This is a genomic window from Pseudomonas sp. NPDC089569 (assembly GCF_050280625.1).
Lineage (GTDB): Bacteria > Pseudomonadota > Gammaproteobacteria > Pseudomonadales > Pseudomonadaceae > Aquipseudomonas.
The window spans coordinates 1-14,796 of record NZ_JBNNVQ010000026.1 but is presented as its reverse complement, the minus strand read 5'-3'; the positions used below and the strand labels follow the sequence as shown (position 1 = coordinate 14,796).

Annotated in this window: 13 protein-coding genes; 7 read left to right on the top strand and 6 right to left on the bottom strand. The window is 54.1% G+C overall.

Annotation, left to right across the window (positions count from 1 at the left end; genetic code table 11):
* Positions 1 to 13: 13 nt before the first annotated feature.
* The 3 genes from ACQKP2_RS13390 to ACQKP2_RS13380 all read right to left on the bottom strand — a co-directional run bounded on the left by ACQKP2_RS13390 (position 14) and on the right by ACQKP2_RS13380 (position 3,810).
* Entirely contained in the window at positions 14 to 550 is a 537-nt protein-coding gene (locus tag ACQKP2_RS13390) for a hypothetical protein (protein ID WP_427577069.1), read from the bottom strand.
* 841 nt (positions 551 to 1,391) lie between these two features.
* Positions 1,392 to 2,024, bottom strand: coding sequence for a DUF922 domain-containing protein (locus ACQKP2_RS13385; RefSeq protein WP_427577067.1), 633 nt, complete (start codon positions 2,022 to 2,024; stop codon positions 1,392 to 1,394).
* Positions 2,017 to 3,810, bottom strand: coding sequence for a tetratricopeptide repeat protein (locus ACQKP2_RS13380; RefSeq protein WP_427577066.1), 1,794 nt, complete (start codon positions 3,808 to 3,810; stop codon positions 2,017 to 2,019). Before ACQKP2_RS13380 ends, ACQKP2_RS13385 begins: the two co-directional genes overlap by 8 nt.
* 71 nt (positions 3,811 to 3,881) lie before the next feature.
* On the opposite strand from ACQKP2_RS13380, the gene ACQKP2_RS13375 reads away from it, so the two are divergent.
* From ACQKP2_RS13375 to ACQKP2_RS13365, 3 genes are read left to right on the top strand one after another with little or no spacing between them, the layout of a single operon-like run.
* Positions 3,882 to 4,871, top strand: coding sequence for a DNA replication terminus site-binding protein (locus tag ACQKP2_RS13375; RefSeq protein ID WP_427577065.1), 990 nt, complete (start codon positions 3,882 to 3,884; stop codon positions 4,869 to 4,871).
* Positions 4,872 to 4,885: 14 nt separating this feature from the next.
* Positions 4,886 to 5,419: a tetratricopeptide repeat protein gene (locus ACQKP2_RS13370; RefSeq protein WP_427577063.1), complete on the top strand. Its 534-nt coding sequence runs from the start codon at positions 4,886 to 4,888 to the stop codon at positions 5,417 to 5,419.
* A 2-nt stretch (positions 5,420 to 5,421) separates the two neighbouring features.
* Positions 5,422 to 6,567: a hypothetical protein gene (locus ACQKP2_RS13365; protein WP_427577062.1), complete on the top strand. Its 1,146-nt coding sequence runs from the start codon at positions 5,422 to 5,424 to the stop codon at positions 6,565 to 6,567.
* Between the two features lie 481 nt (positions 6,568 to 7,048).
* On the opposite strand, the gene ACQKP2_RS13360 is transcribed toward ACQKP2_RS13365, so the two are convergent.
* On the bottom strand, positions 7,049 to 7,417 hold the full coding sequence (locus tag ACQKP2_RS13360) for a PilZ domain-containing protein (protein WP_427577060.1): 369 nt from the start codon (positions 7,415 to 7,417) through the stop codon (positions 7,049 to 7,051).
* Positions 7,418 to 8,035: 618 nt separating this feature from the next.
* Between ACQKP2_RS13360 and ACQKP2_RS13355 the strand changes: the two genes are divergently transcribed.
* Genes ACQKP2_RS13355 through ACQKP2_RS13340 form a run of 4 tightly spaced genes read left to right on the top strand, consistent with a single transcriptional unit; the run spans position 8,036 to position 9,890 of the window.
* On the top strand, positions 8,036 to 8,449 hold the full coding sequence (locus ACQKP2_RS13355) for a hypothetical protein (RefSeq protein WP_427577058.1): 414 nt from the start codon (positions 8,036 to 8,038) through the stop codon (positions 8,447 to 8,449).
* Positions 8,449 to 9,141 carry a hypothetical protein gene (locus tag ACQKP2_RS13350; RefSeq protein WP_427577057.1) on the top strand — a complete coding sequence of 231 codons (693 nt, stop codon included), beginning with the start codon at positions 8,449 to 8,451 and terminating at the stop codon, positions 9,139 to 9,141. The genes ACQKP2_RS13355 and ACQKP2_RS13350 overlap by 1 nt, the downstream gene beginning before the upstream one ends.
* Positions 9,138 to 9,359, top strand: a complete 222-nt coding sequence (locus tag ACQKP2_RS13345) for a hypothetical protein (protein ID WP_427577055.1) — start codon at positions 9,138 to 9,140, stop codon at positions 9,357 to 9,359. Before ACQKP2_RS13350 ends, ACQKP2_RS13345 begins: the two co-directional genes overlap by 4 nt.
* A 3-nt stretch (positions 9,360 to 9,362) precedes the next feature.
* On the top strand, positions 9,363 to 9,890 hold the full coding sequence (locus tag ACQKP2_RS13340) for a hypothetical protein (protein WP_427577053.1): 528 nt from the start codon (positions 9,363 to 9,365) through the stop codon (positions 9,888 to 9,890).
* A gap of 3 nt (positions 9,891 to 9,893) precedes the next feature.
* On the opposite strand, the gene ACQKP2_RS13335 is transcribed toward ACQKP2_RS13340, so the two are convergent.
* Positions 9,894 to 13,280, bottom strand: coding sequence for a UvrD-helicase domain-containing protein (locus tag ACQKP2_RS13335; RefSeq protein WP_427577051.1), 3,387 nt, complete (start codon positions 13,278 to 13,280; stop codon positions 9,894 to 9,896).
* Positions 13,281 to 13,418: 138 nt separating this feature from the next.
* Positions 13,419 to 14,796: PD-(D/E)XK nuclease family protein (locus tag ACQKP2_RS13330; RefSeq protein ID WP_427577049.1), on the bottom strand; the 1,378-nt coding region annotated here is incomplete at its 5' end.

Sequence of the window (14,796 nt, the reverse complement as noted above, 5' to 3'; positions counted from 1 at the left end):
GCGAATCGAACGCTTAGGAAAACAGCACGCTTCCATACTGCTGAATTTCATCAAAGGTACGAGTGGCTTCCAAATTTGCTGAGCCTGGAATAACCTCGAACGTGACCCCATAACCCAGGCCCACCTTGATCTTGTGATTTCTCCAAGGGTCGCCACCCAACGCCACTATCGCCCGGACTGACGCTTCTCCAATGCTGTCATCACCACCTACGTCGGCGTAAATCGCAAAGACCGTAGCCCCATCCACGGACAACCTTGCAATGTCACCCAGGCTGCACTTGATACCGGTGACCGCCTTCCAATTGCCTGGCAAGACAAAGTAGGGGATTTCCAGTGCATTCACGTATTCTCCTTCACCGCGCCAGCCTCGGCTTCGCCGCAGTGAAGTTTCCAATTGTCCGTAGTCATCGATGACGTCCGCATTGGGCGCTCCATCGGCATCGGCCGCAGCGTCCGACAGCACTTGTACGTGGCCATCATCGAGCACAGTAACCACGGGCGTTTTGTGGGGGGGTTGTGAGGATGTCCAAGGGTGGTCGATCGTGTGCATAAGGGTCAGCCCTATTTTTAATGTCAAAATGACATTGGAAGCGTAGATGGGCCGGAGAATGAGTCAAACCGGGGGAGATATCGCAATCTTTAACGCCGCAGCAGTGAATTTGGCGGATGGAAACATTGAACACTTGCATTGCTCACCATCCCTAGCATCCCTGATATTGCTCGCGTGCTCGAGCATACGTAGCCCATATTCACTCTGGTCTAACCAGTGTCACTGACAAGAGACTCAGCAGTTGTTCGCTGAATGGAAGCGCCACCGGCATTCTCATCGGGATTGATCCCAGCACCTCTACCGCGTTCCGAGGCAGCCCAGCGAATGAAGTCGACCCCCAATGAAACCCGTCCCACTCAGCTGGCACCTCTTTGGTCCCGTTGAGCCCGTTGTAGCGCACCCATTGCCAACCTATGTCAAGCGCTTCACCTGCTTGTTGCCGATAAGCCCGGTTGGCACGATTGAGGAAGCCCAACATCCAACTGTCACTGTCAGCACGCAAGAGTATTTCAACGCCCACAGTTTCGGCGTGTGAGAACTTATCGGCGACTGCGATTGCCGTGTAATGTTTGGACTCGGCCGACCGAACCCAATGGAAGTGAAATGGGCCGATCTAGTAGCAGGAACTGATTCAGGATGGGTGGGGTTCGTTTCAGGAGTCAATTTCGATCCCCTTCAAGGCAACGCGCTGCTTCGTAACCGTCTTCGCAACAAGCCTTACCAGGCTCGCCCTGAAAGGGCAGTCATCGATGCTTTACGCCGTTGGTAGTGCCAGCCCTAGATCAAACGTCATCTCCGACCACACCATTTAGACGTGTTCTCCGCTCGCGCGAGCCTGCGCTCATCGAATCCCAAGGTTGAGAAATGCACCCTGGGTTCTTCCGTGCTCTGTCTCGTTATCTAACTCACGATCGAATTCCGTTATGCGCTGGATCAACGTGTCGGTACCGTCCTGAATGATTATTCGAGCTCGGTCGCATGGCACAGATGTGCTCAAGAGATTGATCTTGTTCAACAGCGTCGATGCAGCTCGATAAGCATTTTTGGCATGCATCATCTCGTGCGTCTTCAGCGCGTTACTGAAGCGTACCCACTCGGTCCGAACCCCGGCCGATACCTGGTCAGGGTCTGTTAACTGAGGAAGGTGGATAGTCGTGTTGAGGTTCACCTGACTATTGGTGAGGGAGCAGCCCGCCGGCGTACTAAGCATCTCGAAGCTGGAATTAAGATCCCAGACCGTTACCCCAGCGTAATAAACGTCTCCATCCTTGCTCGGGGTGTTTTGGCCTATGGAATTTTGAATCTCTGCAATCGTCCTTCCGAACACCGGGTAATAGCTGATTTGAAAATTGACCTTGGGCCTTAAAGGCTCGGCGCTCACGCAGTTGCTCAGCGATCCTTGGATCAGCGCTGCAGCAGCGATCATCGGGAGCACCTTGCCTAAAAGCCGCTGGGAGCGGTCACGTTCACTCATTGGCCTGGTGTGGTCTTTGCTGCTTCGCAAGGGTTGCTTCCAGCATCTCTTTCGCGAGCGCGGCGGTACGCTCTTGCTCTTTGGCCATTTTGTCTGCGCGAGTCTCCAGCTTCACAACGAACGCAGTCACCTCCTTCAGTTCACGCTTGATTAATGAGCGCTTACCGATCGAGTTATCCAACATGTGCTTGGCGACTTGCACGCCCAGATTGGCCGCCTCTGCATGTCCGAACTGCCAAGCCTTTCGTAAGAAATCGAGAGACTCCAGGAATAGGCTGCCTTTCACCGCAAGCTCACCCAGCACATAGTTCGCTTCAGGGTCGCCCGCTTTCGCCGCGAGATTTAACTGTCGAACTCCTTCTTGATAACGCCCTGATGCATGCAGCAGTTTTCCTAAATCAGCCTGAGCAACCGGATAGCCCTGCTCGGCGGACGCTCGGAAAAGCACCTCGGCTTTGGCCTCATCACCGGCTTCATACGCCTGGTACGCGAGGGCATAGGCACTGATGGGATGGCCATCCCCAATCTCAGAGTACAGGGACAATGCCTTGTCCTTCCCTCCGTCCAGTTTCGAAGCTTCGTATGAACGGGCCAGTCCCACGCCCGCTGCCACCACACCAGCCTTGAATCCTGAATCAAGGATGCCAATGGCCTCTGTGCGTTTCCCGTCCTCCTTGGGGAGCGCCGCCATGAAGGACAGCTTTACATCACAAGCCCACAAAAGAAGATCGCCCTTTTCAGTTGGCATGGTGGCCAGCTTGCTCTTCCAGAGGTGACCCACCAACTCAAGCTCTTTCGTAGCATCGTTCTCGGAGAACAAATGCCCATTCTTTGCATCGATGGCCATGTTGCCGATCAGCCCAACCGGGAGTACTCGATTGAACGCTACCCCATTGATGTGCTGACCAAGGCTCCAGGAGTTGTGGATCGCCCCCTCCACGCAGAAAAGACGGAGAGCGGTTTTGACCCGCTGTATATCGACTTCTTCGAGCTGTGTTGAAGCCGGGACCAGTCTGGAGAAAATTGCACACCATCCCCCTTCAACGCCGAGGCTCGTTGTCGAAATGCCAAACCGGTTTATCGCGCGGCTACCCCGCGCCAACTGACCACCTACAGGCTGCAGCTCCACTGCAAACTCGTTGAGAAGGAAGTTTTGACCGAGTAGGTCAACTTCGTTGAAAGAGGTGACATAGGTTGGAACACCGGCGTTGGCGAGCGCGACAGCAGTCATGCTGTTTTCACACTCCGCGCCATCCATCGATTCGGCGGCAGGGTGAATCCATATCGCCAAATCTATCCGCTCCCCGGCCGCTGTTCGCGCGTCCTCATGTGAGAGCACGGCGCATGGCTTCAGACCGAGCCCCTCTGCGATCGGAAAGCCTGAACTTACAGCGTCCTCCTCAACGTTGAGCAGGATCTCAACATTTCCTGGACATCCAAGAAAATCGCCGGCCATGGATGCCCAAGTCGAGCGGTCAAATCGAACCAGGGGATCACTCGCAATTAGAAGCACCCGCAACGGGGCTTGGTCATAGATCAACCCGGACTCGATAACCATCCCAGCGACTAGCGCGGCTGGAGCCACCAACGACGCTGAATCCCCAATCTGGAGCTTCAATTTCGTATCGACGCCTTTGCCCTGCAGTTCAGTTTTGACGTGCCGAATCCAAGCGGAAGAAAGGTCAGCAAGGTTCTTCGAATTTTGGAACGCGTTCGCCAGTGACAAATTTCCAGCCCCAATTTTGAGTACGCGACCCAGTCTAACGATGGGACAATCAGTGGACATCCCAAAACATGGCCTCGTTTTTCCAAATGGCGACGTTACATTGAAAGCACCAGCAAAGCAGGCGCGAAGACATGACTAACTACCTAAGCAATGCAAGCGGCGCACTCCAACTTGTCAATGAGCTAAGGGAAGAGTTGGAAGCGTTGGAGCTAGTCCTGGAGGCTTCCAGTACGCACATACGTGTTGATGCCATTTTCGGCATTGAACTACGCAAAACGAAGCTTGTGACGGTGGGGAATCCGATTCCGGTAACGCCTCTCTTCGGCGCCGCAGCTCTTCAATGTGCGAAAGACGTGTTGACGAACATCACCCTCAAGCCCGAACAAAGCGCTAAAGAGACATTCCGCGCACCGGGCGCGTTGGGGTTGCCACGGGTTGCGATTCAGTACCTGGAAAAGACCAATAGGATTCGACTGGAACTATTCCGACTCCTCGGCTTACTCAAAGCCCACGAACGGAAAGCTTTGTGGAAGAAATTTCCCGGAATCTCAAGTCTCCAGGCAATTAGAACCACGGTGATTCTTTCAGATCCACAGTTCATCCGTTTTTACTGGCATGTGGGTTCCTCCGGTGTGAAGAGACAGGCAAAGGACCTGATCGCCGAATGGGATAAGCAACTGTTCGATCTGCACGGCTATCGCCCGCGGATGGACGATACGCTTGAAAACTCATTGGAGCGCAAGCTGGTTTACTCGTTAGAAATGCTTGAGGCGCTGGATGACACCAGCGAGCAGGTGTGCATCCACCGTCCCGTGGCTCCTCATGTTCGAGCCAGGTTCAAAGATGGGGACAACGAACCAGACTTTGTTCTCGCGCAAACACCATTCGTTTACGACATTGAATCGCCGCCGCCGAGAATCGACCCCTTGGTCTCGTACGATCCATCAGGAGCCAAAGCGGCTTCTCAGGAAAACCAGGGGCGTTCTACGCGTGCACGGCTGGAGGAAGAACCGTACATTGAGGCCATGCACATCTACCAATACAAAGAGGGCTATCGAACATTTGGCCCGGTAGAAAAAACCCCGAAAAAACGCAACAAGCGCGTTCCCATTTCAGAATAAGGCACGAACAACCTATGCAGCCAACTGTGGGCAACACCACACTCCGCCTGGCCAGCCTGACTCGCGATCTTGAGTCGAACGATGAACGCAGTCGCTCGAATGCTTATCGCGACATTCTCGAACTAGCGAACGAGCAAAACAGCGATGCAATGTTCCAAATTGCGCGTTGCCTGAATCATGGCATTGGGGTTGAGCCGAACCCCGACAAAGCCGATTACTGGCTTCGCCTGGCAGCGGTGACTCAACCTGCCTCCAAAGTGGCCTGCTATACGCTGGGCATGCAGCACCTGATGAAACAGCGTACAAACTATGACGTGGCCAAGGGATTGCGCTTTATTGAGCGAGCTGCAACCGGCGGTTATGTGCGTGCCATCGTCGAGCTCGTTAATGTCCTTGAAAACGGTACGTTGGACATTAAGCCAGACCTGCGACGTGCCTACCGAATGCTAGCGAATTCCATCACCTCCGAGGCTGATGAGTGCCTTTACCAAGCCTATGTCAGTTTCGTGGAGCGCAATCAACCAATCGGCCAATTTTTGGATTCGTAAGCATGTACAAAGAACAACGGGAACGACTGGTCGCAAACAAGGCGTTGGGGCTGACGGGTGATCAAGCGACCAGCATTGTGGCCAGAGCCTATGGCTATACGTCGATCGATCTTAAACAGGACCAATTGGTCGACCCAATCAATGGGTTGATGAAGATCAAGACTCCTGCGGAGATTAAGGCCATACCCGATCGCGCTCTGCAGATGATGGAGTTCCTGCGCATGAGCCAGAACATGGTTGCTCCAGGAATGCCGGACATCTTGACCGGTCATCCTCAGGGCTCACTGATTGCCATCATGTGGGGGTTTTCCAACTTCGACGCGTTGAAGTCCTACGCAATGAGCGACAAGATCGATCCAACCTCTACCGACCCCAGAGAGCTTGCCCGATTCAAAGCCCGTACCGGCTTCATTGCACCCTCGCAGTACCTCTTGGGCCGGGACTACACCGGGAACACTCTGATCATCCACACAGAATCCCACGAGACTTCTCAGTGGATTGATCAGGAGATATGCCTAAACAATCTGGCTGACCTACAGGTTGCTGTTGTTCGCTGCAATGCCGACGGCGACGATTACATCAACCGCTTCAACAAGAACCACGACGTTTTTCGTCAGCCTCTTGCCGAAAATCACAGCTCCTACCTTTTGGGTGCCCGGAGGGAAAATCCGCAGAACCGCTTGGCGGTGTCAATCATCCCTAATCAGACCTACACACTGGAGCATCTGGTGGCGGCACATTACTCCGCGCTCGGGGAGAACGCAGTTAGAGGTCGGTCTCTGATTATCGATCGTGTTCCCCTTGTTCGGGATCTGGAATCCATTACCGCCGGCCTACGGCTGGCCAGAAGCATGGGTCTCAACCTGGTGTACGTGACCGATAGCCCTGATGAAAATCTGTGGCAACGCTTCGAGTCGCGGCTCATTTTTGGCTTCAAGCGGCACATGGATCTTTCAACCTCCGAGGAAATGAACACTGCCCTGCTCTATGCATCGCCCTTTATCGGCTTGAAGGGCCATAACCTGCATTTGGTGTTCAATTCAACCGAATCTGGCTCTCTCTACACCATCGTTCAGCTGGTACCCGATGTAGCGCCGAAAGGGGCTCAGTTGATGAAGCGGATCTTTGGAACGCCCCGCCTAGGCTGACGAAACTTCCAGCAAAAAGATTTCGCATGCGTAATTTTTTCGCTGGATTTCGTACTCCTCACGACTGTTGAGGAAAGCGTCAAAAAACAGTGAAATAATATTCACCAATCGGAAACCTTCTCCTGACTAGACTGTCAGAATGTTTTGCTGGTACACCCTTGTGCGCGTATGTGATGTGAAGCAAGTCACGCTTTGCATTGAAAAATCAGATGTTTCCTACGCCAAAAGTACAAAATTGGTCTTCCATGACGATGTGGAATGGTAGAGAATGTGTGCACTAGCACTCACCGTCTGGTTTTTGACGGTACCGAAATCCTGACGTTTTTTGAGGAAGCGCATAGGTAGCTGGAACCTCCTAACTCCTAAGACACCCCTCCTTCTAACCGAATTAATGCCTGTGGTGCCGCTGCGTTTCCTCGACTTACACAAGGCCCAACCATCCTGATGGTTGGGCCTTTTGTTTTTATTATCTCCAGGCCAATCATGCGACCTGGTGGAAATTCGATTCAAGTTTGTTGAAGAAGCTTTCTTCGGGGCTCCTTGCCGCGGGGGACTGAATCGCAATCCCAAGCTGGAAATGGCCAGTTTTCGGGTCCTTGGAGCAGTTGACCACTTCCCCCTCGAATACAAGCTCTGCGTCCTTCTTTGGACTCAGCTTGATACTAATCTTGTCGCCAATGCCGAATTTCTTCTCTGTCAAAATGAGAGCGCCGGCGATGGAGATATCGCGTAGCCGGCAGTCCGCCCAACCAAGCATCCGTCCGAGTACGCCATTACTCCTGATTTTCTGACTTACCAGAGCACCCTCAGGGACCGAGTACCTTGTGTGACGCCGATTGGATGCATTCATCCGGGACTTCCCATAGCTGTTAATGCGGTATTTCAGTGAAGAATTTCGGCAGCCCACTTAGGCTGGAACTCCTTAGGAATCGGAATAGTATCAGTGGCCTCAGAAACCGAAAGTCAAAATACCCTCTGAAAATTCCAGGCCCAAAATTGCTCGTGATCAACGAGTTGGCGACGGCATTGGTGGCGTTACACTCAAGCGCGAGCCCTATGGGCGGGGGTAGACGTAGTGCGACATGCTCGCCTAAAGGCGCCAGCATCACCTTGGAGAATGCGACGTTTGAACAATCGGTACCGACTGTGGAAGCAACGAATAATCAGCCAAGCCTCTGAAAGGCATCAGCAATCACTTGCCGATGTTCAAACACTCAATGCCCCTGAGCTACTGACTCTCTACGATTACATTCTGGGATCTCTTACAGGCCCGATGACCATACAGGTGCGTAAAAATCCAACGCTGATTTCGGCATGGCGCCTTCATCGCTCACAAAAAGCGTTCGCCCGTGCCGTACACCATCACAAAAAAATATTGAGGTTTTCTCATTATTAAGTCTGAAAAGGACCGAAAAAGGATCACTCCCTACCCACTATTAGGGGAATAGAGTGTCTACAGGTCTCCTCCATGTACAACGAAGCAAAGCACGTTCAGCCTTGGGATCTTGCCGATCCCAAGACGATGCGATCAAACTTTACCTCTGAGAGCTTCTACGTCGTCATTGAAGGCCTGGACACACAAGCCATTCGCCAAGCCGCATCCATCATCAAGGCGTCATTGCTGAGGACTCCTGGCATCCGTATCAAGGGGCCGCTTGCTCTTCCGACTGAGCGCCGCCGCCATGTGATTTTGCGCGAACTTAAATCCCAAGGCTCGAGCGGGCTTTACTGCGCTAATGCAAAACGAGTGAGATGTGCCCTCCTGGTAATGAGGCCGACCTCCGATGCGATTGCCTCGCTGATCTCGCTTTCTTTGCCCAACAGCGTCAACGCCAAAATCCAGACAAATCTGGTCCAGGACGATTTGGAGGACGCGAAGTAATGGCGACAATGAAAAGCCCATCTCTCACCCTGCTCGATACCCCACAACCTGCTTGGTTTGGCACTGCACCACATGCCGGGAGTTGGGGGAGTTGGCTACTGCAAGGATCTGCCTACGGCAATGTCATCGATCTCAGCCCTAACCAACAATTGGTAGCCGACAACGGGGATTTTTACATCCTCCTAAGCGGCTGCATCATTGTCCATGGCGTTTCGCCACAGAGTTCAAGCAAACCCATCTTTGTCGACGCGCTTCGCCGGGGCGATGTCATTTGTCCCCTCAGACATGATCAGGTGAAGTTTCTCTACAAGACCAGGACAGCCGCGTCACTGCTGAAGGTGTCGAAAGACAAGTACCAGGCATTTATGAATGACCTCAAGTACAGCGAGACTGTCCTGCTCGCTGCCGAGCTTCACCTCATGGCATTGCACTCAAATGCCGCGCACCTCCACTTTGCCAAGGATCTGGAGCGTATCGAGCGTGTGGTCAACGTGCTGGTCCAGCACCCTGATTCGACGCAGACTCCGCGGGGTATTGAGGTTCAAGCTAGCAAGGAAGAAATTCGAACGTTGGCAGGTGTGGAGCGGCGGTCCGGAAGCCGCGCCTTCAAAACCCTTGAAGATGAGGGCGTGCTCTTCTTCAACGGGTACAAGGCGTTCTTCTACAAGGCGCCTCGAAAGGGGATGGCATGAGTACAGGGAAAAATTTAGCTGTGAGTAAGCTGGCTGCGTATGCCGAGGACCCCGTTGCTTTCGTGAAAGCGGGTGGCAGTGCCTACAATGCCAAAGCCGCTCGAATGGGAACGGCCGCACACGCCCGGATCGGCGCGGGGCCAAATAAAGCGTTATTCATCATCGGCCTGGTCATCCTGATCGCCGCCCTCCTCTACTTCAATATCATTCCGGTCTAATCCATGTATTCCGTTATCGGTTTAGTCCTTCTTGGATTGGCGCTCTACCTACTGCTCAAAGCAAAGGCTCCTGCGCAGATATTTCAGCTGTTTCGGCTCAGCGAAGTACTGCACGAGTTAGTCGGTTCCGATCTTGGGAGAGGACATCCACGACGCAGGATCGGTGCACTGGGCGTGGGTGGTGAGCCGGATGCGATCTTCAGAGTGAAACGCTCTGGCCAGATCATCATTGGCGAGTACAAGAACCGAAAATACAAAGGGTATGTTCGCCGCCGTGAGTTTTATCAAGTGACTTTGTACCTGGGTCTTGCTGCAATCAATTTCAAAACCCAAGATGTTGTTGGTCTCCTCGCCTACAACGACCAATGCATTGAAATCGCTTACGACCAAGAATTGTTCGAGGCTCTCATTGGCCTCCGAAGGGAGGTTTTGACCTCAATGCATAAAAAAAGGGCGCAAGATTCGCGCCCTCTTCACCGCCGTCGAAGCGTTACCCCTCGGAACCGAAAGATCCGGTTCGAAGGGCACTAATGCTTACGCTGCCACCTCAATGAATCCGTCAAATGCTGGATAGAAGAGCGCCTTTTTGATCCTCAGGTTGATGCCTGCGTCTCTCACTGCGCGCTCATACTGCTGCATTTTCGGTGCGTATCGAGCTGCCTCACGTTGGAGGAACACCTGTTCGTCCATACCCTCCGGGCAGGCCGGTGACTTGTAGTCGCAAATCCAATAGGTGTCATCCTCAACGAACGACAGGTCAAGATAGCGGTGGACCCACCGACCGCCCATATAGGCGCTGACTTGAACCTCTTGACCGGACCCGGGACGCTTTTTCAGAATCCACTGCCCGCGTTCGCTCTGAATGGTCTTCACCACGAGATCAATCACCCGGGCAACGGCTGAAGGAACCTCGGCAGCAGGGTAACCTTCGCGGCGCAGTCGCGATGCGATCGCTTGGGACTTGGACTTCACACGCTCTTCAGACCATGTTTCAACACCCTCTTTGCCGATCAGCTCTACCACCCAGTGGAAAACGATCCCAACAGTCTTGGCCCGATAATCATTCCCCTCTTCCTCGCGCAACTCGTCGTTTAGTTCACTCTCCGTGGGCATTTGATCGTTGCTCGCTGCCGGAATGAAAAGGTTCTTGGGAAGCTGGACAGTAAAGCCGGCATCCAGACGTGCTTTCGACGGAACGCCTGTGGTGAGCGGAGCGGAAATAGGAATACCACTCTCAACCTGGCTGACGATATCGCCGACAGAAGGCCAGAGGCATTCAAGCAGCGATCCAGAAGCTGGCTTGATCGTCGAGGAGATGTAGCCGCCCTCCCCAGCATCTTCCTCGTCTTCATCATCCAGCAGGCGGCCGACGGACGCGACCAGGTAGCAATCCTGCTTGGCACGGGTGGTTCCGACGTAAGCCAGACGCCCACGCTCCTCGATCAGGTCCTGACGAACCATTTTGCCAATGAAGCTGAACAGTCGGCTCTCAGCAGTCGTTTTGTCCAAATGCCCTAGGTTGGGAACGATCGTGAAAGTGCCCGCGACCTGACGCCAGTAAAACAGAGGTGCCTCGTCCCGACTGCCAGTTTTGTTCAAGCCCGGAATAATCACGATGTCATATTCCAAGCCCTTGCTCTTATGGAGCGTCATCGCGGTCACAGACCCGGGCTTAGGGCTCGCGTAAGCACTGTCGATATCACGGAAGAAGGCTTGCGGGTCAGTCAGATCGCCAGTTTCAGTGTGCTTCGCGAGTAACTTGAAAATGGTTTCGACGTCATCCATTTCGCCCTCATTCACGGTTGCAGGGCCGCCCAGCGCAATCCAGGTGGATTTAACGGCCCAAGCTAGCTCTGTGCCACGGCTGGAGCGCTCAACGCCGCTCAGAATGCTCAACAGGTGCTTAACGCGAGTGCGCCCTTCGGGTGAGAGTTGCTCTTGAACTGTCTCGCTTTTGAGTGATTCATGAATCACCTGCCCGCCGCGCGCAACGGCAAGACAGTCCGTCCAGCTCAAGCCGACAAAAGATGCTCGGCAGAGTGTCAGCCACGAGGTGCGATCCCCGGCATGCCAAAGCGCTCGGGTCAGGGCAATCACTTCCGTCACTGGAGCGGATTCAGAAATCGGATCGATGTCTTGGCCGGTAACTTCAATACCTGCTGCTTTCAGCTCAGGCAGGATGTATTTCAGGTGGGAGCGTCCGCGCACTAGAATCGCGATGGACTTGGTCGGATCGTTGGCCTGCACGTCCTTGATGATCCGCGCCACTTCCTGGGCCTCGCCAATCGGACCGGTCGATACTGGGCGTACGTGGAAACCACCGTCACCCTTGCGAAATGGCACGGACGGCACGAACTTGAACGGTGAGTCTGCGAAAATCTTGGCGTAGGTCTCGTTGTTCCAGTTCACGACGCCGGGGGAGGAACGGAAGTTCACGACAAGGTGTAACACCTCCAACTCTTTCGCACCAAAGGAACGTGATTCAACCATGTTGTTGAACAACGTCACGTCCCCACCGCGGAAGTAGTAGATCGCTTGCAGCAAGTCGCCACAGAAAAAGATGGACCGACCATCAGTGTTTTCCCAGTGCGCAGTCAGCAGCAGCAACAGGTCGAACTGGGCCTGGTTAGTGTCCTGAACCTCGTCAACGAGGATGTGGGCAATTCGGTCTTCATCCAGCAGTGCATCACCCACACTCTCCTCCGTGCCGAGCGACTGAATGGCGCGTTGAGCGATCTCGGGGAAGTCCAGCGAGTTGGTCGCCTCGAACGTCAGAGTGAGGTTCGCCAGCAAGTAACGCAGGATGATGGTGAAGTGTTGGCACATCTCAGCAGCTGCCTGAGGATATTGCAGGTCTGGCAGAGTTGCTAGAACGCACAGTGCATCCGAAAACTCATCGGCGCGGCCGCTGCCCTTAATGCTGGCCAGCAGGCCGTTCATCTCTTTGGTCAGCTCGTGCTTCGCTGGGAAGCCATTTCGAGAGTCGACCTTGGAGCGGACCTTACCTTCTTTGGTGAGCATGTAACCGGCGAATTCGCGCAGGTATGCAAGGCAAGTAGGATCGGTCGAAAGGCCAGGGCGCGAAACCGCCCATGGAAAGTCAGAGAACACGCCTGAGGCTGCTGTGGTGCAATCCATGCACGATTCAACCTCCGTACCACTGATCACTGTCAGCGCTTGCTCAGCAGCCTGCAGGACCATATTGGAAACAACCTCCTGCATTACCCCGATGTCCAGGTTCATAATTCGGCTGGCCCACTGATCACGCTTGGCCAACAGGTTCGCAAACATCGGTACCAGTGTTTCAAAACGGTTCTTTGCGAAACTCAGTACCGCCTTGAGCGCATCAGCCAGCGCTTCCGGCAGATCGTTGTCGTTGACCGACTGCAAGGTTTCGAGAATGGCCAGTCGGTAGATCAGCGCCGCGTCGTCGGTAGTCTTACCCCCACCCAGACCGGACATGATCGGGGTTTTGCTGGCCAGGAAGGCGCAGAAGCTGTCAAAGGTCATAATGCGCAGACGGCTTGGGTTCAGAAGCAGATTCCATCCCAGTTGCTGATCACGCTCCAGCACCAACCGTGCCAGATGAAACTGCGGAATCTCGTGCGCCTCGGTCGGCACGATGCCGGTAGCGGCTTGTGACAGTGCCCCCATGACACGCTCAACGATCTCAGCAGCGGCCATGTTGGTAAAGGTAATGGCCAGCACTTCCTCTGGGCGCTCTACCGTCGTCAGGCACGCCAGCAGGCGCAGTTGCAGAGTCGAGGTTTTACCAGAACCGGCTGGGGCCATCAGCGCCATGGAACGGCGTGGATCGATAGCCAGCGCCCGTACAGCGCCATCGTGCGGATTCAAAGCAGCAACGGCTTCGAAAATTGGATCGAGGTGTGGCAGGCCTGGCAGTTGTACGAATGCGGTCATCTGAGAAACTCCTTTGTGATGGAGCCAGATTAACGACGGAAAGATGTGCCACCACCCAGCGCCAAAACCCAAAAACAAAAAACCCGGATCGGGGGTATACCCGTCCGGGGTTGTCGCAAAGGTGCTTGACGTCGCGGGTTAACGAGCGAGGTCTGCGAGGTACTCGTAGCCAATTGGGTACGTGTTCCCGCGAAGCTCAAGGTTTGCTAAGCCGGCAATGAAACCAGCACTCATGCGGTCCAATGCATCAGCCCACTCGTCACGCTGTTCGTGCCAGGCATCTTCGAAAGCACTCAACGGCGGCATCTCGCCTTTCCCTTTCTTGATCAGTGCCGGCGCGAAGTTACTGCGAGTATGAAAACCCAAGGATTTAGAGTTGACCTGAGCCAACGAAACCCCATCGATGCTTGCCCCGTCTTTGCCTTGCAGATCAATCTGGGTAGCATAAATAGGCAACTGAGGTTCAGTCATTTTGCGAGCATCAAGCCCACTCCTCCTGAGCGTGTTGCCAGTCTTATAGTCGTGAACAACATCGCGATACACCTCTTTGTCTGCGTCAAGGTAAATGCGGTCCCTGCGGTCGATACGAACAGTCAAAGACACCTCACCGATTTTGATCTCATGCGGTTCTTCAAAACCCAGCACCTCAAATTCGTGATCTCGTAATTTCTCCATCTCAAGCCACTCGACCACCAGGGCACACAGGCGCATCTGTTCGAGGCTGATCAGACGAGCGCCGTAACGCCAGATCAGCTTGTTCAGGAGCTTTTCCGAAGCACCAGCAACATGTCCCTGAACCTTGTCGACCAATTGCTCGTCATCCATCGCCTTGAGGGCTTCGGAGGTACGAACGTCTCTCCAGAAGAGTTCCAGTACAAGGTGAACCATCGTGCCCTGGATCTGCGGATCAAGACCGATCACCGGAATCGGAAACATCTCAGCCTGCAAGCGATTTTTTGCAAAGGCAAAGAATGGGGATTCAGCGTAGTTCTTGAAGATAGCTACGCCTCCCTTAAGGGTGGTCAACTCATCAGCGGATACCGCAGGGACTTCTTCAGGATCGAAAGTGGCGCGATCCAACGTACCGAGCATCTGGTCAATGAACAGCCCCTTGGACTCAACCTTCGGCGATGTTGCTGGCCAGCAGCCAAAAAGCTCGCTAGCCCCCAAAGGAGCCCCCTTCTCGTTGTGAGATGCGCACGACACCGTGACCGAGTCACTTGTGCTCAGAAGCGCGGCTACGACCTTTTGAGCGCGAATCAACGTGGCCTCGCTGGATGCCTCGGCAACGCCGGCCGCTATCTGCAGTTCCGTAGGAATAAAAGGGGAAGGCTCGGCACGCTCAGGAAGTACTGTGTTGGCAGCACCGAGCACCCACACCGCATCAAACGAAAGGCCGATAGCATCCTCATAGCCAAGAATGGACACCGGTGCGACATGAGAGATACGAGGCTGGAACTGACGGGTGTCTACGATTTCGCGGAGCCACATGAACGCACGTGCATAAGCCACCGTA

What these genes read in the sequence shown, in the direction of transcription:
- ACQKP2_RS13390 (WP_427577069.1), bottom strand. Translation starts at nt 550, where the DNA reads ATGCACACGATCGACCACCCTTGGACATCCTCACAACCCCCCCACAAA.
- ACQKP2_RS13385 (WP_427577067.1), bottom strand. Translation starts at nt 2,024, where the DNA reads ATGAGTGAACGTGACCGCTCCCAGCGGCTTTTAGGCAAGGTGCTCCCG.
- ACQKP2_RS13380 (WP_427577066.1), bottom strand. Translation starts at nt 3,810, where the DNA reads ATGTCCACTGATTGTCCCATCGTTAGACTGGGTCGCGTACTCAAAATT.
- ACQKP2_RS13375 (WP_427577065.1), top strand. Translation starts at nt 3,882, where the DNA reads ATGACTAACTACCTAAGCAATGCAAGCGGCGCACTCCAACTTGTCAAT.
- ACQKP2_RS13370 (WP_427577063.1), top strand. Translation starts at nt 4,886, where the DNA reads ATGCAGCCAACTGTGGGCAACACCACACTCCGCCTGGCCAGCCTGACT.
- ACQKP2_RS13365 (WP_427577062.1), top strand. Translation starts at nt 5,422, where the DNA reads ATGTACAAAGAACAACGGGAACGACTGGTCGCAAACAAGGCGTTGGGG.
- ACQKP2_RS13360 (WP_427577060.1), bottom strand. Translation starts at nt 7,417, where the DNA reads ATGAATGCATCCAATCGGCGTCACACAAGGTACTCGGTCCCTGAGGGT.
- ACQKP2_RS13355 (WP_427577058.1), top strand. Translation starts at nt 8,036, where the DNA reads ATGTACAACGAAGCAAAGCACGTTCAGCCTTGGGATCTTGCCGATCCC.
- ACQKP2_RS13350 (WP_427577057.1), top strand. Translation starts at nt 8,449, where the DNA reads ATGGCGACAATGAAAAGCCCATCTCTCACCCTGCTCGATACCCCACAA.
- ACQKP2_RS13345 (WP_427577055.1), top strand. Translation starts at nt 9,138, where the DNA reads ATGAGTACAGGGAAAAATTTAGCTGTGAGTAAGCTGGCTGCGTATGCC.
- ACQKP2_RS13340 (WP_427577053.1), top strand. Translation starts at nt 9,363, where the DNA reads ATGTATTCCGTTATCGGTTTAGTCCTTCTTGGATTGGCGCTCTACCTA.
- ACQKP2_RS13335 (WP_427577051.1), bottom strand. Translation starts at nt 13,280, where the DNA reads ATGACCGCATTCGTACAACTGCCAGGCCTGCCACACCTCGATCCAATT.